Origin of the sequence: Nocardia sp. NPDC004654 (genome assembly GCF_040609595.1) — a bacterium.
Classification (GTDB): Bacteria; Actinomycetota; Actinomycetes; order Mycobacteriales; family Mycobacteriaceae; genus Nocardia.
In genome coordinates this window covers 83388-104266 of record NZ_JBEXKI010000011.1, presented here as the reverse complement: position 1 = coordinate 104266, position 20879 = coordinate 83388, and the positions used below count along the sequence as shown (strand labels likewise).

Here is a 20879-nt window from a genome sequence, read left to right as displayed (position 1 = left end):
GGCGCTGCGGATCGCACCCGCAAGGGGGCTGAAACTCAATGATCTTCCTTTTCGCGCCTGTCCGCCTCGGATGGGTGGGCGATGAGGTGTTGCGTACATCAGAGCGCCGGGTGGGAGGCTGCCTAACCGACGAACAAAACAGAACGGGCGGTATCTGCCGTGAACTGCTTCGCTCGGCGTTGTGGACGGGGTGAAAGCGAATGGACGCCGAATTCGTACAGTCGATCGCTCAGGTCGGCAGTTACGTCCAAATCAGCTTGGTCGCGGGTGGCGTACACGAGGGTGTGCTGGAGGAGCTGACACTGACCCGGCTGCGGTTGAAACAGCCGGACGGCATGCCGGTCGCCGTCGCCCTGACAATGGTCGCGACTATCGCGCGCAAGACCGCGGCAAGGGCCGGTCAACCCCCTTTGGTCCCCGCCGAGCCGCCGTCGACGGTCGATGAGCCCGCTGGCTCCGTGGCAGCAGAAGTGGCAGGACCCGCACTGGAGGACGCGCTCGCGGCCGTCGCCGAATTGCGATTGCTGCCGATCGACATGAAGATCGAGGTCTCGGTCCAGCACGAAAAACAGCTGCAGCAGATCCGAAATTCGTACGAGAACGCCGAAAGGATCGGAGAACTCGCGCCTCGGTTTCATCGGGTGGCGAACCTCTACGGGCGAGTCCGGAACCTTTGGAACGGCGACAAGGGCAACCCGGGGCTGAATAGGCTCGCGGGTGCGTTCAAATTGCTGATGGAAGACGCGGACGAGGCGCAAGACTATCTCGCTGTCGCCGCCCAGGCCGGTGATGTCCCGGCGATGCGATTGCTGGCCATCAGCGCGGCCCGCAACGGTGACCACCGAACCGCGGTGCGCGGTCTCTGCCAGTACTTCGAACATGTTGCGGCGAGCGCTGATTCGCCGACCCGACAGGCGATGCTCGATTTGCTGGCCGCGACCGGAAACGAGGACCCGTCGAGTGTTCTGGAAGGCTCGCCGCAGCGCAGTTCGCCGGTAGTCGAGACCACCGCGGTGGCTCCGCGAAAGGTGACGCCGGTTCGTCCCATCGAGCAGCCGGTTCCCCAGCCACGCAGGGTGATGCAGCCGCGGCCTGCGCCGTTGACGCAGAACATCCCTCGTCCGGCACAGCGCCCGCCCGCGCCGACAAGACCGAAGCGTGAGCCCAAGGACCCGTATCAGCACGCCAAGTTCATGGAACTCCAGTTGAAGGACTTCGCCCAGGCGAAGATCTACTACAGGCAGGCGATCAGGGAGAACGTCAAACGCGAAAGCGCGGTAAAGGATTTGGCGTGGCTCACACGGCAAACCGACGGACCGGTCGCCGCGCTCGAGGTCATCGAGCAAGAATTTCCTGGAATAGTGCAGCCCGGGAATGCGCTGGAGAACATTCTCATCGACTTTCTGACCGGCGCCCGCCGATATGCCGAGGCGCTGGAGCTGTTGAATCGCCAATATCAGCGCAAGGACATCACCACCAGTCAACGTGACCATCGGCTGCACCAAATCGCCTTCGTCAAGCTCGCCATCGGTCAGGATTCCACGGGTGAATGGTTGCAGCTCTACAACCAATCGCCGGACAACACGGCCGTTCAACGAGGTCTCGCCGTCGCGTTGATTCAGCGCGGTGTGCTCGACGACCTGGACAAAGCGGAAAAGCTGATCGAGCACCATACCGACCAGCATGCCGACGGAATCCGAAAGCGGATCGCCGCGCTGCGCAGCGGTGGCGGTGGCGTGGTGTCTGCGGACTGGGTGGAAAAGATGCTGCCGCAGGATGCTTCGGGCCTCGGCAGTTCGACCCCGCCCCTGGTGACCTACGTCATGAAGAACTATTCGAAGCTCGCCGACGAGACGAGAAAGCGCGGCACCCGAGCGACCCATCGAGATCTCAACGTCATTGCCGAAACGGCTCGGCAGATGGGCAGCAAACAGCCCGAGAACAGTGCGCAGGCCTATATTTCGGCAGCGGTCCTCGCCCACGAACTGGGTGTGCCCGACAGCGGACGCTATCTGTATTTCGGCCTGACCACCTTGGCCGACCTCATGCAGGACCGCAAGGAGCACGAGTCGGCACGGGATCTGTACTGCTCGGCGCTGGCGGCGGCGGACGAGCAGCAAGAAGGCGACGCGATGCCGGACATACGCTGGGCGCTCACGGGATATCTCCGCTCACTCAACGGCCGTCGTGCACTGCGCAATCTCCGACGCGATCGAGACGGCGCGCTTTCCTCGCTTTTGGCCAGCGATGTGTCCAAAGTGCTCGGCGACCTGGTCCGGGCGAACGGGGCGAAGGTGCTGGAGTTGGTCCGTCCTGTGCTGGCGGATACCAGCGCGGCGCGGGATCTGCTGCTCGACGCGATCTGCGCCCGGCCGGAGCTGCGGGCGGCGACCGCTGAATGCTTGGCCGACTCGCCCATCGGAATACCGGCACGTCCGAACGAGCGCCAGGTGCGCGATGCGTGGCAGCAGGCCGCAGTGTCGTGGAATCGCCGCAAGCGCGGCTTGTCCCACGCGCTGGCCGATCTGCGCCAGGTCACGATCTCGGAAACCACACTGGACGTGGCGTTACATCGCTTGAACGATCCCGAGCTGGTGATGCCCGAGGTTATGCAGGACGGGTTGGCCGCGATCGGCCGCGCGCTGGTGGAACTGCGCAGGTTCACCCATGAGCCGTCTTTCGAGGAGCGCGAGAGCTGCCTGCGCACCGCGGACCACACCGTGCAACAGCTGCGCGACGAGGTGCAACGCGGGCCGACGGCGCTGACGGTCGAGCTGCTGGAGCCGATCGCCATCCGCATTCAAGAACTGATCGCCGACGCCAACAAGCAGCTCATAGCCGCTCAGCCCCCGCAACCGGAACTCAGCCTCGCGCTGCAGGAGAGCAGCAGCGGTCAGAACGGCGTCGTCACGGTACAGATCAAGGTCTCCAACGCGGCAGGCAGTGCCCCGCTCGGTTCGCCGGAACTGCTCATCAGCGCGGAGCCCGGCCTGTTCTCGGTCGACGACCACAAGGTTCAGCTGCCGACGGCGGTGCGCGGGAACGATCACCGGATCGAAAGTGTTCGGTTGCGCGTATCGGAAACCTTGCTCAACGCAGGCGCCTTCTCACTGCCGGTGACTCTGCGATACCGGTTCCGCTCCAATGTCGATTACGAGCAGTACAGCGCGATTCTCCCGGTTCGCCTGGCCAGGGAAGAAGAGTTCGAGCCCATAGACAATCCGTACCAGGACGGTGCGACCGGGCGACCTGTGGAAAGCCCGAAGATGTTCTTCGGGCGAGACGAGTTGATCGACCGAATACGTGCCCGGTTGCGCAATGCCAGATCACCGGGGATCGGCGTGGCGGTCTTCGGGCAGAAGCGTGCCGGGAAATCGTCCATTCGTCTGCATCTCCAGTACCGACTTGTCGAGCTCGATCATCTGCCGGTGGTGGACGTCGGCAATATCGGTGATCTCTCGCCACAGCCGGACAGCGATGGGACGCGGTTGCTGGCACTGTTGATGTGGCGCATCCTGGAAGGCGCCGACAAGGCTTACGCCGCGCTCGAGGGCGGAAACGGTACCCCGTTGATTCCGGTAGGTCTGGACCGGGAAAAGTTCCTGGAGACGCCGGAGCCGATCTACGACTGCGCGATGATCATGGAGAACCATCGCAAGCTGGTCGGGAACCGCCTGCCGCCGCTGGTGGTCCTGATCGATGAGTTCCAATATTTCGACCAGTGGATTCGCCGAGGTCTGCTTTCCACATCGTTCATGCAGTCTTTCAAGGCATTGCTGGAGCGCAGGCTGTTCCATCTGATCATCGTGGGGCAGGCGGCCGTCGACCGATTGATCCAGGCGGATCCGAACGTCTTCGGCGTCTTCTCGACGGAGCGGGTCACCTACCTCGCCAAGGACTACGCCAGGCAGCTGATCCAGGTGCCCATCATGATGAAGCGAGACGGCGAGGAGATTTCCCGATACCACGAGCGCGCGGTGGATCAGATTCTGGAACTCACCGGGGGCAGCGCTTTCTATATTCAGCGTTTTTGCGACCGTCTCGTGGAGTACATGAACGCGGAACGGGCGCCGGTGGTCACCGAGGCCGACGTCGAACATGTGCGTGATCAGTTTCTCGATGTACTGGAAATGAAGGATTTCGAGAATCTGGAGTCCTCCGGATATACCGATGCGGAGGCCTTCACGCGCGAAGACTACCGGGAGATGCTGCTCGCCATCGCCCGCGCGGCACACAACCAGGTAGCCACCGTGCGGTCCATCTGCGAGCAGTACCACGGACGGCGGGAGCCGACCGATCTGCTCGACGACTTGGTCCTGCGTGACGTCGTCCGGCGTGAAGCGGGTGGCTATCAGATTGTCGTTCGCCTCTATCAAGACTGGCTGCTCAAGTACTTCGGCGTGAAGTCAGGGGCTGATCAACCATGACATCGTCGCATCGGCACGCGGATGCCCAAGCCCCAGACAATCCGTACGTCGGCGTCGGGCAGGAGGCGACGGGGGAGCGTTTCATCGGCCGCCTCGAGATGGTGCGCCGGGTGCAGGGCGTGTGGCAGCGACCTGGGCGACCGTCGAATCTGCGGGTGCTCGGGCATCATCGGGTGGGCAAGACCAGTCTGGTGCGCCATGCGCTGAACACCTCAGCCGTCTCGCGAGCCGAGTTGCTGACGGTTTGGTTGAATGTCGGAAACCATGTCTCGGGAGCGGATCTCTTTCGATCGATGAGTCGTCAGGTCATGGAACGCCTCGACAATTCCCTGCCTCGCGAGCCGTTGGCAGCGGAGTTGGTGAAGTCGTTGCAAGCCATCAACGCGGCGGTGCAGCTCAGCGTCGATTGGTACGACCTCTCGGAGGCTACGAAGCGGTTCTTCGCCACGTTGACCGACGCCGGTTACAGTGCGCTCGTCGTGCTGGACGAATTCGATCGCGCGTCGACGGCACTCACCTCGCTGGCGGAATTCCAATGCCTCCGGACGCTGGCCAGTGAGTCGCAGTACTCATTCGGCCTGATCACCATTTCCAGGCAGCACATCGAATCCATCGAGATCGATGCGATGGGCGGCTCGATTCTGGGCGGTGTCGTGGTGGTTCCCGAGTACGTCGGAATGTTCACCGACATGGAGACCGACTTGATGCTGGCCCGCGCGGCCGAGGTCGGCGTCGGCCTCGCTGCGGTTCGCGCGGAGATCGTCGACCTGGCGGGTCGGCACCCGTTTCTGACCGAGGTGCTGTGCAACCGTCTCCTCGCGTTGTACCGGAGCGACGGCGAGGTCGATGTGGGTGCGGCCTATCTCGCCGAGATTCACGCGTTCGAGACGCAGTTCCGGCAGCTCGTTCACAACATCAACAGCGAAACCGGTGGGCGCGGATTGGTGATGCTGCAGCGGATCGCGGCCGGGCGCCAACTGGATGGGCCGTTGATCGACCTCCAGCACCTGCGTCTGATGGGAATCGTTTCCGGAATTGGTTCCGCGACGAAACTTTTCAGCGCCGAGTTCGGCCGTTTCGTACTGACCCACAACCGCGACGGATACTGACCGAGGAATGAGAATGAATCTTTCGATACACGTCGACAACGATGCCGCACCGGAGCTGTACCGATGGCTGGCCAGCGACCCAGAGGTCGCGCGGGATATCATTCCGGCCGCGGAGTCGGCCCCCGGCGATATGGGATTGGCTTTCGACATCCTGAATCTCGTTGTTCCGAACGTTATTTCGTTGTCCAGCTTGATCACGTCGATCCTGATGTATCGCGCCTCTCGGGAGGAGTCGGGGCATCGAGTACCGACCGTGCAGATCGAGTATTCGGAAAGATATGTCGTAGTGGACGGCGATGTGCACGTCATAGTCCAGCAACTGATGCTGGGTTCGGCAACGGGTGGCAATAGGTAGCCCGTCGTGACCGATGTGCCTGATCCGCAGCGGTCCCGTGCCGTTCTCGTCGGGGTGTCGCGGTACCCGAAGATGAGCGAAGCGCGCCAGCTGCCTGCCGTGGAAGCGAGCGTCCTCGAGCTGGCGAAGCTCCTGTGCGACAAGGCGATCTGGGGGCTGCCCCCGGAGAACTGCGTTGTCCTGCAGAACTCCGCGGATGCCGACACGGTGGTTCAGGCCATCCGCTCGGCCGCGTCCACCGCGACCGATGCATTGGTCTTCTACTACGCCGGTCACGGCCTGTCCGACCCGGTAATGGACGACGGACTCGGCTTGGCGCTGTCATCGTCCTATGAGCCGGGCGGTACGCATACCGCGCTCAGGTACGAACATGTGCGCCGGGAGTTCCTCGTGCAAGCGCGGGCGGCGCGTCGGCTGGTGCTATTGGATTGCTGTTGGAGCGGTTTGGCGATACCCGGCGCCATGGGCGGCGAGGACGGAGCCGTCGCCTCCGCGGTGGCCATCGAGGGCACCGCGGTGCTCACCGCGTGCGCGGCCACTCGGAAGGCGCTCTCACCGCCCGGCGAGCCGTATACGGCGTTCACCGGTGCGCTGATCGACGTGCTCGCGGACGGCATCCCCGATGCCGGGCCGACTCTGACGGTGCAATCGATCTTCACTGCCTTGCAGCAGCGCCTCTCGAAGCGCAGTCGTCCGCTTCCCCAGTTGGCAAGCCATGGTGCGGGCGCTGAGATGACCGTGAGTCGGAATCACGGTTGGCGCCGACCTGCTGATGCCACACCCCCGACCCAGTCCGCCGAAGTTCCGGCTACGCCGGTGCGCTCAGCCGCCGCCGCGCGAGCAAGGATTCGCGCGCTGACCCGAGCAGGCGCTTACGACGAGGCCTTCGCGGAGCGGTTGACGGCGAGCCGACCGGCCAACGAGGAGCTGCTCCCCGATTTGATCGCCTACCTGCGGCGCACCGGAAGGTACCGCGAGGCCGCCGAACTCGAGTGACCGGCGTGCTCCGTCATCGCTCGCTGACGACGAGCTCGATCGGATCGCGTCGAGCGCTGAGCGGCGGCTGAGGTTTCAGTCTTCGTATCCGGTTCGCGGGTATGGGCGACTGCATTCTCGTAACGCGTGGTTCCATGGACGGCGGCCGCCATTCCCTATCGGCCGTCTTCGGCGGAAGAGAATGGCAGCTCCGGATGTCGTCCGGAGAACGCCCGTTTCTCTCCCCTGATTGCGAGTCGCGCGTGGTACAGGCCTGTCGTCTTTTCCCGGGGACGTTCGGGGGATACGGTGGCGCTCGTCAATCCTGATGGTTAGGGGAAATTCATGACACTGTCGCGTCGACGGTTCTTGGTTGCGTCGGCGGTCGGTGGGGCTGGGGTGGTAGTTGGGGCGCCGGTGGCGGGGGCTACCGAATTGCGGGTGGTGGGGGCGGGGGATCCGGAGTATTTGCCGTTGGCGCTGCGCGGGTACAACAAGCGTTTCGTGGCGCGGCCGGAGCGGATCTATGTGCCGGCTTCGGCCGAGCAGGTGCGGGACGCGGTGGGGCGGGCGGTCGCGGCGGGGTCGCGGTTGGCGGTGCGATCGGGCGGGCACTGCTTCGAGGATTTCGTGGACTCGGCGCAGACGCGGTCGATCATCGATCTCGGGCGAATGAACGAGGTGCGCTGGGATGAGACGCACCGGGCGTTCTCAGTGGACGCCGGTGCGGAACTCGGTTCGGTGTACGAGGTGTTGAATCGGAGCTGGGGCGTGACGATTCCGGCGGGGATCTGCCTGGGCGTCGGCACGGGCGGGCACATGAGCGGTGGTGGGTACGGGCCGCTGTCGCGACGGCTCGGGCTGGTCGCCGACTTTCTGTACGGGGTCGAGGTCGTCACCGTCGGCGCCGATGGGGCGGCCAGAGTGGTGCTGGCGACCAAAGATGGTCCGGATGCGGACCTTTGGTGGGCGCACACCGGTGGCGGCGGCGGCAATTTCGGTGTGGTGACGCGGTATCTGTTGCGTGCGCCGCTCTCCGATGGGGCCGATCCGGTGACGGCGCTGCCGAAATCGCCTGGTGCGATGTTGAATTCGCGGGTGGTGCTGCCGCTGATGAGCGAGGCAGCGTTCGTTCGGCTGCTGGGGAACTATCTGTCGTTCTTCGAGCGCAACAATGCGCCGGGCAATCGGTTCGCGGGGCTGTACGCGCCGTTGAGTTTCCGGACGGTAGGCACAGGGTTCGCGCAATTGCTGGTCTTGTTGGATGCCGATTCGCCAGACGCCCGAGCGCAATTCGACGAGTTCCTCGGTGCGGTGCTCGACGGGGTGGACGCCATTCCGGTCGTACAGCCGGTCGCGCAGTTGTCGTATTCCGACACGGTGCGGCAGGTGTATTACCCGAAAGGTCTGTCGACGCCACGCGTCAAGGTGAAAGCGGCTTACCTGCAGCGCGCGTACTCCGAGGATCAGCTGCGGGTGTTCTACCGGTACCTGACGGATCTCGCTGTGCTCGGCGAGACAGAGGTGGAGTTCCTGCCCTTCGGCGGGGCCGTCAATGCCGTCGCGTCCGATGCGACGGCGATTCCAGCGCGAAACGCGTTCGCGCAGATGCTGATTCACGCCGCGTGGCGACTACCCGAGGGTGACGAGCAACATCTGCGGTGGGCGCGTGAACTCTTCCGCGAGGTATACCAGGCGACCGGAGGCGTACCGGTTCCCAACGCGGACAACGGTGGAAGTTACGTCAACTACCCGGACCCCGATCTGGCCGACCCGCGCTGGAACACCTCCGGTGTGCCGTGGCACCGCTTCTACTACGGCGACAACTACCCGAAGTTGTTGCGTATCAAGCAGACCTGGGATCCACGCGGGGTCTTCCAGCACGCACTGTCGATCGGTCGACCGGACTGGTGACAGCGGCGAACTCGGACGCTCGGCGAAACGCCTGCGCCCTGCTCTAGACGCTCGGCCTCCAACCGACCCTCAGGTAAGCGCGATCACCCGACACGGCCCCCCAGTCCCACCCGAATGCTTCGGCGCTCCGACAACCACCGTCGCACCCGAAGCGGGCGCCGCGCCGAGATTCGCCAGCATCTCCACCCCGTAGCGGCCCGCACCGAGAATCGCGGTGTGCGCGCCGTGATCTCGGCTGAGCGCGTGGTCCAGGCTCAGCGTGTCCACCCCGACTCCGACGACCCCGCAGCGCTCCACGAGGTACGCCGCGGCGTCGGGCGCGATGCCCGGTGCGTGCGGCACACCATGGGCATCGAGATTGAGGAAGGCGGCGGCATCGTGGATGAGGCGCTCCCAACCGGAATACATTGCGACGAAGGCCCGTTCGGGGATGCGGCCGTGTACGGACTGCCAGTTCTCGATGTCGTCGATGGTGAGTGCCGCGTCGGCGTCGCGCTCGGCCCGCGCGCTGATGTCGATAACCACCAGCGGCGCAACGAGATCCGTGACCGCCAATGCGTCGGTGGTCGCACCGCCCGGCACGCGATGGGCGGGCGCGTCCAGGTGGGTGCCCGAGTGCTCCCAGAAGGCGAGCGCGTTCTGGCCGAATCCGCCGAGCGCGTGCCCGGCGACGGGCACCATCGTGAACGGCGGACTGCCGGGCCAGGTCGGCAGTCGCGAACTCAGGGTGTGGGTGAGGTCGAGGACGCCGCGGGAGGGCGGGATCGCGCGCGCGGGCGGCGCGGTGGCGGCGAGGGCGGTGAGCCCCGCGGCGGCGAAGAGCGCGCGGCGGCTGGGCCGGGCGGCGTTCTCGTGGGCGAGTTGGACGATTCGCGGCGCGCACATGTCAGCGGTTCCGGATCTGCTGCATGGTGTACCTGAACTCTCGGCGAGCGGCGGCGCTCGCTAACGCGCGTGCTGGGCGGTGCCCTTGGACCGCCGACATCCGACGACCCAGACCGAAGATTACCGGTCCCAACCTCGACAGCTGGCGAACGTCCCTGCCGCTGGGCAGAATCGCGCCAATGATCGCCGACCGCCGTTCCCGCGCCGTCGCGTCGCTGCGCGGGCTCACCGTCGGCGACGCGTTCGGCGGCTGCTTCTTCATCCCCGACAACCTGTCCGCGCTGCGTGCGCGCGAATTGCCGCCGGATCCGTGGTGGTGGACCGACGACACCGAGATGGCCTGCTCGATCGTCGCCGTCCTCGAGCGCCACGGCCGCGTCGACCAGGACGTGCTCGCCGCGTCCTTCGCCGAACACCACGATTTCGACCGCGGCTACGGCCCGAGCGCCAACCGCATGCTGCGCCTCATTCGGCAGGAGGGCGGCGACTGGCGCGAGCTGGCGACCGCCTCGTTCGGCGGGACGGGCTCCTGGGGCAACGGCGCGGCCATGCGGGTCGCTCCGCTGGGCGCCTACTTCGCCGATGACTTGGACCGGCTGATCGATGACGCGGCCGCCTCGGCCGAGATCACGCACGCCCATCCCGAGGGTGTCGCGGGCGCGATCGCCGTGGCGCTCGCCGCGGCAAGCACACATTTGCGCGGCGCTGATCTACTCGACGCGGTCGCCGCGCGCATACCGCCGGGCGCGGTCGGCGACGGAATCAGCGTCGCGCGCGAATTGCTCGACGCCGATCCCGCCGAGGCCGCCCGCGCGCTCGGCAACGGCCGCGAGGTCTCGGCTCCCGACACGGTGCCGTTCTGTCTGTGGATCGCCGCCCGCTTCGACGACTTCGCCGAGGCGTGCTGGGCCACCGCGGGCGCGGGCGGCGACGTGGACACGACATGCGCGATCGTCGGCGGCATCCTCGGCGCGCGCGGCGCGACGATCCCGGACGAATGGCTGCGGCGATGCGAGGAACTGCCGGACTGGTCGGGCGTCACGCTCGGCGGGTCCGCGCCGCGCCGAGGATAGTTATCGGCTGGCAATTCACCGGGCAGCGCCGATCCCGCGCCACCCGTCGAACACCGGCGCGCAGGTCGGTATAGTCGCCGCGGATGAGTAGTTCCGCCGCCTGTGATGTGCCGATGTCGTCGACCCGCCGGTTCGGGCGTGTGGTCTGGCTTGTGCCTGCGCTGCTCGTCGCGTTCACCGCGCTGTGTCTGACGCAGCCGCTCTGGCCGTTCAAGGAGATCACCGGCGGCTTCATCGACCTGCAGGTCTACCGTCTGGGCGTCGAAACGCTGCGCGACGGCGGCGACATGTACGGGCAACTCCCGCAGACGACGATCGGCATCGGACTGCCCTTCATCTATCCGCCGTTCGCCGCCCTGGTGCTCGCGCCGTTCGCGCTGCTGCCCTGGGACATCGCGGCCTTCGCCTTCTTCGTCACCTCGGTCGCCGCACTGACCGTGACGCTGTACCTGGTCGCGCGGCGGGTCTGGCCCGGTGAGAATGCGCGGCGGCTCGCGCTGTTCGCCACCGCCTGCGCGGCGCCGCTGGCCATGCTGCTGGAACCGACCCGGGCGACGCTGGATTTCGGCCAGGTCAACCTGCTGCTGATGGCGCTGGTCGCGGCCGATTGCCTGACCGAGAAACCGAAGTGGCGGCGCGGCATGCTGATCGGCATCGCCGCGGCGATCAAGCTGACCCCTGCGGCATTCGTCCTGTTCTTCCTGGTTCGTCGCGACTACAAGTCGGCGATCACCGCCGCCGTCACCGGCGCCGCCGCGACCGCGCTGAGCTTCCTCGTGCTGCCGAGCACCTCGGTGAAGTACTGGTTCGGTGGCCTCGGCAACGTGGACGGTCTGAGCGGCTCGGCGTTCCACACCAACCAGTCGATCCAGGCGGTGCTCGCCCGGTTGCGGGTGCCCGAGCCCGCTTTCACCATCGTCTGGCTGGTGGTCGGCGCGGCCCTGCTCGCGTTGGTCGTGCTCGCGATGCGGCGCGCGGCCGACGCTCCCGCGCTCGCGCTGGCCATCAACGCGGTCTTCACCCTGCTGGTCTCGCCGATATCGTGGTCGCACCACTGGATCTGGATCGCGCCCGCGCTGTTCGCCGTGATCGGCTCCGCGATCCGGCTGCCGTGGCGGCGTGCGCTGGGCTGGTACGCGGTCGCCGCCGCCGTCGGTGCGGTGTTCGTCTACGGGCCGCAGAACTGGCTACCCAACGGCGAACAGCGCGAGTCGCTCTGGACGCCATGGCAGCACGTGATCGGCAATACCTACGTGTGGCTGAGTGTGCTGCTGGTGTTGTTGTTCCTGGCGACGTCCAGGCGCAAGGCGGCGGCGGTCCCACCGGCGCGAGTCCGGCAGGAAGTGTTCCAGCCGGTCTCGTAGTCGGTTCACGAATCCAGCCCGCGCGTCATCTCGGCTTCGAGGCGCGGGTCCGTGTCGGAGCATGGACGACACCGCCCGGTCCTGCGAAACCCGCTGCGTTCGTACAGGGCTTCGGCGGTCCGATTGCCTTCCATCACCCACAGCCGCAGTTCGGCGTGTCCGGCCGAGCGCGCCGCGCCGACGACGGCCTCGACCAACCGGTCCGAAGCGCCGGTGCCACGAGCTGACGGGTCGACCCACATCGAGACGAGAAGCGGCCGATCATCGGCATCGCGCACCAAAGCCGCCGACCCGACGACGCTGCCCGCCCGCTCGGCGACGACGAGCACCCGGTCGGAAACCCATTGCCGCCAGCGCTGATCGGGCCAGGCGACCGCCTCTTCGAAGGTGGAGCCGAACGTGCCGGGCGGCGAGCCCGCCAGCGCGGCCAATCGGATCTCGCGCCCGATGTGCCAGTGCTCGACGGAGAGGTAGCGGATGGTGATCATCGGCGATCTCCGGAGCGGTGTTGGCGCGAACCGAGTTTGGCGCTGCCTACCGCCCGGTGTAGAGGAGCCGGGCGGGGCAGCCGCGATTGATTCAACGGGCCGTTCCTGAGCCACGAGTACTCGGTTCGATGAGAAAGCGCTGAGAATCGGCCCTGCTCAGGCCAGCGACGCCAGCCACTCGTGCATCCAGGACAGCGCCGTCTCGCCGCCGCCGACGGGGTAGCTGCCGTAGAGGGTGTGCGCCTCGGAGCGGTAGAACTCCTCGAGCTTCCTGCGGCGTTCCTCGTTGGCGGAGTCCGAGAGCTGGTTCTGCAAAAGCGCGACGCCGCCGCGCGCCATCAGATCGTTGACGATGGTGCCGAATTCGAGCTGGTAGCGCCACATGTTGGCCAGATCGGGGCTGGAGCTCTGGGCCAGGAAACCGGCGAACCTGGTGACGAAGTCGTCGGCGGCGGTGGCGCAGTAGAGATCGCCGACCGCGCAGATCGTGCGGGTCTGCGGCGTGACCCAGCCGAAGCCACCCACCCGGGGACCGCCCGCGCCCGCGCCGCCGACCGGCGGGCCGATCAACGCGTCGGTGGGGGAGCGGCGCGGGTCGGAGATGAGACCGACCGCCGCGACGCGTTGCGGCGGCACCACGCCGAGCCCGGTGCCGATCTCGGCGGCCACGTCGCCCGCCGCGTCGGCGCCCTGGCTGTAACCGACCAGCGCGAGCTTGGTCGCGCCGCACTGGCGCGCCATCGCGCCGAGCAGACCGCGGGCGTTGTCGACGGCTTCCTTCTTGGACGCGCCGTACACGTCGCCCTCCCACGGGAAGGCGGTCGCGGCGTAGCTGACGTAGTCGACGCGCACCGAGGACGGCAGGCCGTCGGTCACTCCGGCGAGCATGCCGGGACCGGGCCGGTGCTCGTCGCTCTCCCAGGTGCCCGGAATCGCGACGACGTACATGTTCGGACAGCCAGGATCGGCCTGTGCCCCGCCGCCGACGGAAATGGTGGACAACGCCATCGCCGAGATGCCGATGACCGCACGAAGAAGTGTGGATCGCATGGTTGTCGCTCCCCTTGCTGCCCCCGCAGGGGCTTTCCCCTTGACGAATCCGCCCCCGCGGACGACCTCGGACGGCGCTGCCGGACAAAACCCGCGCACGGCCGGAGGGAAGGCGGAGCCAAGCCCGTGGGAGGCGGCTTTGAGACCACTGGGTCTCAGATGCATGCGAGAGTAGCGCAGGTGTGGGACGGCACACAATTGGCCGGAATGGTGATACAGATCACCGAAGTCGAGGTTTTCGACCGGCGCCCCGCTCTCATCAGCGAATTCGGGCGACGGCTTCCGCTACTTCCGGCCAACGCTGCGCCCACGGCCTCGCCTTTTCGATTTGTGCTGCGACGCGCAGGATTTCGAGCTCCCCGTCGGGACGGCCGACCAGCTGGACGCTGAGCGGCAGTCCGGAATCCGACCAGCCCGCGGGGATCGCGGCGGCCGGGTTGCCGCACACGTTCCACATCGCGGTGTAGGCGGTCATCGGCATGCTGCGCAGGATCGCGTGCAGCGCGCCCGCGCCGTCCAGCCTGCCGACCGGCGGCGGCAACTGCGGCAAGGTCGGGGTGAGTACGAGGTCGTAGCGTTCGAAAACGCGGTGGACCCGGGCGGCGACCCGTTCGCCGTGGCGTTCCGCCCAGCGCAGCACCGGTTCGGGGGCGAGCGCACGCGCGGTGGCCGCGAGCGTGCGAGTGCGGCGCTCGAGCAGGTCGGGACGGTCGACGCGATCGGCCTCCTCTCTGATGCCGCCGAGGAACTGCGGGAAGAACGCGGGCGTGGCGTCGGGATAGTCGGGCTCGAATTCCTCGACGTGGTGGCCGAGTTCGGTCAACGTGTCGGCCATCGAGCGGAGCGCCGCGGCGCACTCGGGGTCGAGGCGGGTCAACGGCACGGCGGATCGCACCGACACGGCGATCCGCAAGGGGGTCGCGGGGGCGGTCGCCGAGAACGAGGTCGTCGGCGCGGGCGCGTGCCAGCGATCCCCGGCGACGCTGCCGCTGATGACGTCGTAGAGCAGCGCGCTGTCGGCGACCGACCTGGTCAGCACGCCGAGCGTGCCGAGCGCGCGCCACAGGTCACCGTTGGGCGCGGTGCTGACCCGCCCGCGCTGCGGCTTCAAACCGAACAAGCCGCAGCAGGCCGCCGGAATCCGGATCGAGCCGCCGCCGTCGCCGCCGGTGGCCGCCGCCACCACGCCCGCCGCCACCGCCGCCGCCGAACCGCCGCTGGAGCCGCCCGTGCTGCGGGTGGTGTCCCAGGGATTGCGCGTGTAGCCGTGCGCCGCGGATTCGGTGAACGGCCAGGTGCCGAACTCCGGCATCGCGGTCTTGCCGACGATGATCGCGCCCGCCGCGCGCAGCCGTCGCACGATCTCCGAGTCGGCCGCGGCAGGGGTGGTCATTGCGGCGCCGCCGTAGGTGGTGCGGACGCCCCCGACGTCGACCTCGTCCTTGATCGCGATCGGCACGCCGTGCAGCGGGCCGAGTGCGCGCCCGGCGGCCTGGTCGTCGTCGCAGGTGCGGGCCTGCGCCAACGCTTCCTCGGCGAGCACGGTGACGAAGGCGTTGAGCCGCGGCTGTACGCGGCCGATGTGCGCGAGGGTCTGCTCGGTGAGTTCGACCGCCGAGATTCGACCGGTGCGGATGGCCTCGGCCTGGCCGAGCACTCCGGTGTACCGTGGTCGGTCGCCGGGTTGCTCGTTCATCGGATTCCCTCTCGTGGGGCCGGTGCGTTCACGTGGACGCACGTTCAGTTGTCCGATTAGATGACGCGCCCTGGGGAGTGTCAAGGGGATCCGCGCCGTTCACGGGTGATACTGGCCCGCGTGAACATGATCGCCGTACTGCGCCGCGTGCTCGCGGTCGCCGCTGTCGTAGGTTCCACCGCGGCGCCGATGGCGCTGACGCCGCCCGCGCAGGCCGGGCCGTTGACGGACTGCGGGTGGAGCAGAAGGATCGGCGCCGACACGCTGAACGTCGCGCTGCCCGACACCTTCGCCAACTACTGGATGGCCGCCGTCCCCGGGTTGCCCGCCGAGGGCCTCACCCTGCGCGGCCGATACCCGCACGGCCGGTACATCTCGTTCACCAGCTATCAGGGATCGCGGACCTTGGACGGCCTGGACGACCTGCGCATCGATCCGGATCCGGGCAGCGTCAACCCGTTCCGGCCCGGGGCGGACCGCGCCGCGACCGAACGCTCTTTCACCGTGCGGGTGCTGCCAGGCCCCCGGCCCGAGCGACCCGCGCCGAACACCCTCTACGCGGATTCCGGGGTGGCGCTGATCATCTACCGGGTCTACCGCGTGGACGAGGGACGCGATCCGCTCGGCGGGGAGCCGTTGCCGGAGATCACCGTGCACGGCGCCGACGGCCCGCGCGCGCTTCCGGCATGCACGACGGCCAAGGGGGCGATCGATACGTCTTCCGCGCGCCTGTCCGGCGGTCAGCAGCTGCCCCCCGGCGTGCCGGGTCCGGATTACCGCGTGTGGTCCAAGACGAGCGGCGACGGCGTGTTCGCCAATCCGGACAACACTTATCTCGCCTCGCACGTCGCGCCGCGAGCGGGACAGGTCGCGGTCGTCCGTGCCAAACTGCCGACGACTCCCGGGACCTACCGCGGCCAGGCGACCATGACGCTCGCGCAACTGCGGTACTGGTCGATGTGCTCGAACGAGCTTGCCACCACCCGTGTTTCGGCCTGTGTCGTCGACGACGAGACGCCGGTCGACGAGCGGGGCTGGTTCACCGTCGTGGTGTCCGACCGCGCCGACCGGCCCGCGAACGCGACCCGCTATTGCGGCGTCGCGTGGTTGCCCACGGCCGGACTCACCACCACGCTGCTGATGCGGAACATGTTGCCCGACACGGTTTTCGCGCATTCCATCCAACGTGCGCCGGCGGACGATCCGGCCGCGGAGATGGGGGACTACTACCCGCGCACCGAGCTCCGAACGACCGCCGAGTTCGAGGGGATCGGCTGCGGAAACTGAGTTCCAGCGGTGTACCACGGCGCGGAGTGCGTCCTCGGCCGGAATGTTCAATTGAGACCGGTCGGTATTGACCGCGAAACACGCTGCACCCCAACGTTTCCGGCCTGAGCGCGGTAAGATTTCGACGGCGTTCTCGAACCGTCGCCGACATCAGAAGAGGGGTACGGCTGTGAGCATGATTCTCGCTACGGCACATGACGTGTACGGCACAGTGCTGGCCCAGGTCGGGAACCCGACACCCGAGGCCCCGCCCATCTCGGACAAGATTCTCCAGATGGTTCGCTATCTCACCTGGTTCGTGCTGCTCTCGGGTATTGCGGCCATCATCTACGCGGGTGGCCGGTTCGCCTGGGAGAAGTGGACGGGCGGCGGCCTCCAGTCACCGAAGATGGTGGCCGGAGCCATGATCGGCGGCACCGTCGCCACCAGCGCGGGCACCATCATGAACGCGGTCGTCGGCTGAGACCGAGCCCGGCGTAGCTCAGACGGCGCGCCACTTGATGGAGCAGCCCATGCTCGGTCGCTGCGGCTCCGGCGCGGGCTTGCCCGCGCGCACCGCGGTGAGTGCGGCGCGCAGCTCGGAGCCGGTGACGGGTTTGCCGTTGCCTGGTGTGGATTCGTCGAACGCGCCGCGATAGGCCAGCAGCAGACTCGCGTCGTAGAGGAAGAAGTCCGGCGTGCACGCCGCACCGAAAACGCGGCCGACCGACTGGGTCGCGTCGATGAGGTACGGGAACGTCCACCCGGCCCGTTCCGCTTGTGCGCGAAGACCTTCCGGTTTGTCGTCCGGGTAGGCGTCCGCGTCGTTGGTGCAGATCGCCACCGCGGGCACGCCCGACGCGTCGATCACCGCGCCGAGTTCGTTCTCGAGGTGCTTCACGTACGGACAGTGGTTGCAGGCGAAGACGACCAGCAGTCCGGGACCGTTCGCGTAATCGGACAGCCGGTGCGTCCAGCCGTCCAGGTCGGGCAGCGCGAATTCGGGGGCGGGTGTGCCCAGCGGGACCATCAGGGATTCGAGTGCCATAGCTGCCTCCGTCCGGTTCCCTTACGAGGGTAATGCGGTCGCGGAGCCCGCGGGTGCTCTCGAACGGTCTGTCACGAGCGCGTCACTTCGTCAGATCGGCCGGATCGGTGTTGGCGCCGCACAGCACGACGCACACCCGCTCGCCGGGCGCGGGGCGGTACGCGCCGGAGGTCAGCGCGGCCATGGCGGTCGCGGCGGCGTGTTCGACCGCCAAGCGATGCTCGGCCCAGAGGGCCCTGCGGGTCGCGAGGATGTCCTCGTCCGAGACCAGCACCGAGACCGAATCCGCCGCGTGGGCCGCGATGAGGGCCAGTTCGGTGACGCGCCGCGCGCCGAGCGCGTCGGCGGCCACCGAGTCGACCGCGACGTCGACGGGCGCGCCCGCCGCCAGCGCGGCGTGCAGCGCACGGCAGTTCCGCGGTTCCACGGCGACCACGCGGACGCCGTAATGGGCCGCCGCGGTAGCGATCCCGGCGAACAAACCGCCGCCGCCCACCGCGACGACGACGGTGTCCAGCCGGGGCAGCTGCCGATGGATCTCGGTCAGCAGGGTGCCCGCGCCCGCGGCGATGAGCGGATTGTCGTAGGCGTGCGAGAGCAGCGCGCCGCTGGACTCGGCGAAGGCGTGGCAGGCCGTGAGCGCGTCGGCGTACTGCTCGCCGACCAGCCGGACGTCCGCGCCGTAGCCGCGCAGCTTGTCGATCTTCACCGTCGGCGCGGTGGCGGGCAGGAAGACCGTGGCGGGCACGTGCTGGCTGCGCGCCGCCCACGCGCAGGCCATGCCCGCGTTGCCGCCGGAGGCGATGGTGACACCGGAGTCGGGCAGGCTGCCCGCCTCGCGGTGCGCCTGGAGGAAGTTCTGCGCGCCCCTGGCCTTGAATGTCCCGGTGTGCTGGAGGAACTCGAGGGCCAGCCAGTGGCCGGGTGACCCGTCGTCCTGCGGGTCGGTGGGCGCGAGGGTGACGGGTCGGACGCGTCCCGCGATGCGCTGGGCGGCCGCCTCGATGTCGTCGTAGCCAAGTTTCGTCGGGTGCGGGTCCATCGGGCTCCTCCGGCGTCGTCGGGCGTGAAGGCGTACCTCCGCTTCATCAGGCGAACGCGATCATAGTCAGCCGCGCGCGGCGCGAATTTCGCCCGCCGAACACGCGATTTGCCAACCAATTGCGCGAATACGGCGCGGATTACCGGTCGGCCAGGGGAGAAGCTGTCATGCTCTGTTTCGTTCGCTGGTCCGACCCGCTGCCGAGCGCACGGGATGAAGAGAGGTCGATCCGTGAAATCGAGTTGGATGGCGGTGCCCGCACTGTTGGCCGTCGCGGTATCGGGTTGTTCCGGAGGCACTTCCGCCGATACCGCGGCTACCTCGACCGCGGCACCGGCGAAAGCGGCGGGAACGACGACGGCCGCCGCGTCGCAAAACGTCGATTCCGCGGGAGTGCACATACCGCTCGGCGAGACGAAAACGGTGCCCATTCCGGCCGACGCGATTATGGAAATCAAGGTTCCCGCGGAATGGGGGACCGCCGTCGACAGCGTGCGCTGCGCGGTAACCGACAACAACGGTCGAAACGAGGACCTACGTTCGTCGGAGCCGAAGAAACAAGAGGTCGTCGCCGGCGCACGGTGGATCACACTGTGGACCTTCTCCTCGCCGCCCGCCACCGAGGTCACCGTCGGCTGCGTGGACGGGGACAACGCGGTCACCGCGGCCGAACTGCGCTACATCCGCGTCGTGCCGCGCGGGCTCGCGCCGAACTGAGTCCACGAGTGCCGCCCGCGCTACTTGCCGTGGGCGCGCAGCTGATAGAGGCCCTTGGTCACCGCGACGGTGTTGCCCTCGGCGTCGGTGACGACCGACTCCAAGGTGAAGTCCGACTTGCCGCGCTCGGCCGCCTCGGCCTCGATTCGCGCGATCTCCTCCTCCGGCAGCATGGCCTCGGCGCGCAGCTGCGATTTCGCCATGCCGACGAACTTGATCTCGAAGCCCTTCACCAGCGGGTAGTAGGCGGAATTGTCGAACGTCGCCACGGCGATCGCGCCACCGAGCACCTCCGCCACGGTGAACTGGACGCCCGCGTAGATCACCCCGAAGTGATTGCCGTTGCCCTCCAGCGGCACCGTCGTCGCGGCGAACCCGCGGCGCACCTCGACCGCCTGGACGCCCATCTTCGCGGCCGCGGGGATGGTGAACTCCAAGGCGCCGTTGATGATGTCGACGAACGGAGGGGCGTCGTCGGTGCTGTTGTCGGTCATGCGGACCGATTCCTTTCGCGCGTGCGGTCCGGCGTGCCATCGGCCGCACGGCGTCCGCGCGCCTGCCCGCCGCGGACCTCGTCGTCTTTGATTCACCGGTCCCGCCCTCGGCGAGGGCGGGTGCCCTCAGATTAGGAAACGGGCGGTGCGCCGCGCAATCGCGGTTGTCGGCGCCGCTGAGTAGCCTCGGGACCGTGGGCGACGACGGTTATCGCGAGCGCCCGTCCCGACTGGACGGCGCGGTGCTGTGGACGCGCACCGTGACTCGCGTCGAGGAACCACTGCCCGTCCTGCCGGACGGCTGTATGGACCTGCTGTGGCGGGACGGCACGCTCTTCGTCGCGGGGCCGGACACCACCGCGCATCCCGCGGGCAGTCCGAAGCCCGCGCGATACACGGGCTTGCGGTTCTTTCCCGGCACCGCGCCCGCCTTGCTCGGCGTGCCGGCGCACGAATTGCGGGACCAGCGCGTCGAATTGGCGAATCTGTGGCCCGCGGCGACCGTGCGAGCACTCGCGGGCCGGGTCTCGGACGCGCCCGACCGGGCCGCCGCGCTCGAGTCCATCGCGCTGCGCCGCGCGGCCGAGGCCGAGCCGCCCGACCCGCTGCTGCGCCGCGTCGTCGCGGCACTGCACGCGGGCCGGTCGGTCGCCGCGACCGCCGACGCCGCGGGTGTGGGGGCCCGCCTGCTGCACCGCCGTTCGCTGGCCGCCTTCGGCTACGGACCCAAGACACTGGCCCGCATCCTGCGCCTCCAGCGGGCGCTGGCCGCCGTGCACGCGGGCACACCGCCCGCCGATGTCGCGATCGCCGCCGGATACGCGGACCAGGCGCATCTGTCCCGCGATATGCGGGAGCTGGCGGGCATGACGCTGAGCGAGTGGGCGGCCCGCCGCGCGAGTGCTCGAGCGACCGACGCCTAGCGATCCGCGCGCTACGGCGATTTCCCGTCGACCGGCCGCGTGGTGCAGAACGT

The 20879-nt window shown here is 67.9% G+C and carries 18 protein-coding genes; 11 read left to right on the top strand and 7 right to left on the bottom strand.

Features of this window, described 5'->3' with window-relative positions:
- Positions 1–200 precede the first annotated feature (200 nt).
- The 5 genes from ABZV58_RS31465 to ABZV58_RS31445 all read left to right on the top strand — a co-directional run bounded on the left by ABZV58_RS31465 (position 201) and on the right by ABZV58_RS31445 (position 8780).
- Positions 201–4427, top strand: a complete 4227-nt coding sequence (locus tag ABZV58_RS31465) for an ATP-binding protein (protein ID WP_355003829.1) — start codon at positions 201–203, stop codon at positions 4425–4427.
- A complete protein-coding gene (locus tag ABZV58_RS31460; RefSeq protein ID WP_355003828.1) occupies positions 4424–5536 on the top strand; it encodes an ATP-binding protein in 1113 nt (370 codons plus the stop codon). The genes ABZV58_RS31465 and ABZV58_RS31460 overlap by 4 nt, the downstream gene beginning before the upstream one ends.
- 13 nt (positions 5537–5549) lie before the next feature.
- On the top strand, positions 5550–5891 hold the full coding sequence (locus tag ABZV58_RS31455) for a hypothetical protein (protein ID WP_355003827.1): 342 nt from the start codon (positions 5550–5552) through the stop codon (positions 5889–5891).
- Between the two features lie 6 nt (positions 5892–5897).
- Complete coding sequence (locus ABZV58_RS31450) at positions 5898–6887, top strand: caspase family protein (RefSeq protein WP_355003826.1); 990 nt, start codon at positions 5898–5900, stop codon at positions 6885–6887.
- Between the two features lie 396 nt (positions 6888–7283).
- Positions 7284–8780: an FAD-binding protein gene (locus ABZV58_RS31445; RefSeq protein WP_355003825.1), complete on the top strand. Its 1497-nt coding sequence runs from the start codon at positions 7284–7286 to the stop codon at positions 8778–8780.
- A gap of 69 nt (positions 8781–8849) precedes the next feature.
- Here ABZV58_RS31445 and ABZV58_RS31440 read toward each other — a convergent pair whose 3' ends face one another.
- Positions 8850–9665, bottom strand: coding sequence for a cyclase family protein (locus ABZV58_RS31440; protein ID WP_355003824.1), 816 nt, complete (start codon positions 9663–9665; stop codon positions 8850–8852).
- 179 nt (positions 9666–9844) lie between these two features.
- Here ABZV58_RS31440 and ABZV58_RS31435 point away from each other — a divergent pair, with 179 nt between their 5' ends.
- Both ABZV58_RS31435 and ABZV58_RS31430 read left to right on the top strand, forming a co-directional pair.
- Positions 9845–10738 carry an ADP-ribosylglycohydrolase family protein gene (locus tag ABZV58_RS31435; protein ID WP_355003823.1) on the top strand — a complete coding sequence of 298 codons (894 nt, stop codon included), beginning with the start codon at positions 9845–9847 and terminating at the stop codon, positions 10736–10738.
- 83 nt (positions 10739–10821) lie between these two features.
- Positions 10822–12102: a glycosyltransferase 87 family protein gene (locus tag ABZV58_RS31430; RefSeq protein WP_355003822.1), complete on the top strand. Its 1281-nt coding sequence runs from the start codon at positions 10822–10824 to the stop codon at positions 12100–12102.
- Positions 12103–12107: 5 nt separating this feature from the next.
- On the opposite strand, the gene ABZV58_RS31425 is transcribed toward ABZV58_RS31430, so the two are convergent.
- From ABZV58_RS31425 to ABZV58_RS31415, 3 genes are all read right to left on the bottom strand, one after another.
- Positions 12108–12590 carry a GNAT family N-acetyltransferase gene (locus tag ABZV58_RS31425; RefSeq protein ID WP_355003821.1) on the bottom strand — a complete coding sequence of 161 codons (483 nt, stop codon included), beginning with the start codon at positions 12588–12590 and terminating at the stop codon, positions 12108–12110.
- Between the two features lie 156 nt (positions 12591–12746).
- Positions 12747–13640 (bottom strand): cutinase family protein, encoded by an 894-nt coding sequence (locus tag ABZV58_RS31420; RefSeq protein ID WP_355003820.1) that lies wholly within the window; start codon positions 13638–13640, stop codon positions 12747–12749.
- 259 nt (positions 13641–13899) lie between these two features.
- Entirely contained in the window at positions 13900–15336 is a 1437-nt protein-coding gene (locus ABZV58_RS31415) for an amidase (protein WP_355003819.1), read from the bottom strand.
- A 120-nt stretch (positions 15337–15456) separates the two neighbouring features.
- On the opposite strand from ABZV58_RS31415, the gene ABZV58_RS31410 reads away from it, so the two are divergent.
- Both ABZV58_RS31410 and ABZV58_RS31405 read left to right on the top strand, forming a co-directional pair.
- Entirely contained in the window at positions 15457–16623 is a 1167-nt protein-coding gene (locus ABZV58_RS31410) for a hypothetical protein (protein ID WP_355003818.1), read from the top strand.
- A 175-nt stretch (positions 16624–16798) separates the two neighbouring features.
- Positions 16799–17086: a hypothetical protein gene (locus ABZV58_RS31405; RefSeq protein ID WP_355003957.1), complete on the top strand. Its 288-nt coding sequence runs from the start codon at positions 16799–16801 to the stop codon at positions 17084–17086.
- 18 nt (positions 17087–17104) lie between these two features.
- Here the strand turns inward: ABZV58_RS31405 and ABZV58_RS31400 are convergent, their stop codons facing one another.
- Together ABZV58_RS31400 and ABZV58_RS31395 are read right to left on the bottom strand one after the other, a co-directional pair.
- Entirely contained in the window at positions 17105–17650 is a 546-nt protein-coding gene (locus ABZV58_RS31400) for a thioredoxin family protein (RefSeq protein WP_355003817.1), read from the bottom strand.
- A gap of 82 nt (positions 17651–17732) precedes the next feature.
- A complete protein-coding gene (locus tag ABZV58_RS31395; protein WP_355003816.1) occupies positions 17733–18692 on the bottom strand; it encodes a threonine/serine dehydratase in 960 nt (319 codons plus the stop codon).
- 231 nt (positions 18693–18923) lie between these two features.
- On the opposite strand from ABZV58_RS31395, the gene ABZV58_RS31390 reads away from it, so the two are divergent.
- Positions 18924–19409 carry a hypothetical protein gene (locus tag ABZV58_RS31390; RefSeq protein ID WP_355003815.1) on the top strand — a complete coding sequence of 162 codons (486 nt, stop codon included), beginning with the start codon at positions 18924–18926 and terminating at the stop codon, positions 19407–19409.
- 20 nt (positions 19410–19429) lie between these two features.
- Here the strand turns inward: ABZV58_RS31390 and ABZV58_RS31385 are convergent, their stop codons facing one another.
- Positions 19430–19903, bottom strand: coding sequence for a YiiD C-terminal domain-containing protein (locus ABZV58_RS31385; protein WP_355003814.1), 474 nt, complete (start codon positions 19901–19903; stop codon positions 19430–19432).
- A gap of 194 nt (positions 19904–20097) precedes the next feature.
- Between ABZV58_RS31385 and ABZV58_RS31380 the strand changes: the two genes are divergently transcribed.
- The gene (locus tag ABZV58_RS31380) at positions 20098–20826 is read left to right on the top strand and encodes a helix-turn-helix transcriptional regulator (protein WP_355003813.1); all 729 of its coding nucleotides are present in this window, start codon (positions 20098–20100) and stop codon (positions 20824–20826) included.
- The last annotated feature ends 53 nt before the right edge of the window (positions 20827–20879 follow it).

Coding starts and splice junctions, on each gene's coding strand:
- ABZV58_RS31465 (WP_355003829.1), top strand. CDS start 201: ATGGACGCCGAATTCGTACAGTCGATCGCTCAGGTCGGCAGTTACGTC.
- ABZV58_RS31460 (WP_355003828.1), top strand. CDS start 4,424: ATGACATCGTCGCATCGGCACGCGGATGCCCAAGCCCCAGACAATCCG.
- ABZV58_RS31455 (WP_355003827.1), top strand. CDS start 5,550: ATGAATCTTTCGATACACGTCGACAACGATGCCGCACCGGAGCTGTAC.
- ABZV58_RS31440 (WP_355003824.1), bottom strand. CDS start 9,665: ATGTGCGCGCCGCGAATCGTCCAACTCGCCCACGAGAACGCCGCCCGG.
- ABZV58_RS31435 (WP_355003823.1), top strand. CDS start 9,845: ATGATCGCCGACCGCCGTTCCCGCGCCGTCGCGTCGCTGCGCGGGCTC.
- ABZV58_RS31430 (WP_355003822.1), top strand. CDS start 10,822: ATGAGTAGTTCCGCCGCCTGTGATGTGCCGATGTCGTCGACCCGCCGG.
- ABZV58_RS31425 (WP_355003821.1), bottom strand. CDS start 12,590: ATGATCACCATCCGCTACCTCTCCGTCGAGCACTGGCACATCGGGCGC.
- ABZV58_RS31420 (WP_355003820.1), bottom strand. CDS start 13,640: ATGCGATCCACACTTCTTCGTGCGGTCATCGGCATCTCGGCGATGGCG.
- ABZV58_RS31415 (WP_355003819.1), bottom strand. CDS start 15,336: ATGAACGAGCAACCCGGCGACCGACCACGGTACACCGGAGTGCTCGGC.
- ABZV58_RS31405 (WP_355003957.1), top strand. CDS start 16,799: ATGATTCTCGCTACGGCACATGACGTGTACGGCACAGTGCTGGCCCAG.
- ABZV58_RS31400 (WP_355003817.1), bottom strand. CDS start 17,650: ATGGCACTCGAATCCCTGATGGTCCCGCTGGGCACACCCGCCCCCGAA.
- ABZV58_RS31395 (WP_355003816.1), bottom strand. CDS start 18,692: ATGGACCCGCACCCGACGAAACTTGGCTACGACGACATCGAGGCGGCC.
- ABZV58_RS31385 (WP_355003814.1), bottom strand. CDS start 19,903: ATGACCGACAACAGCACCGACGACGCCCCTCCGTTCGTCGACATCATC.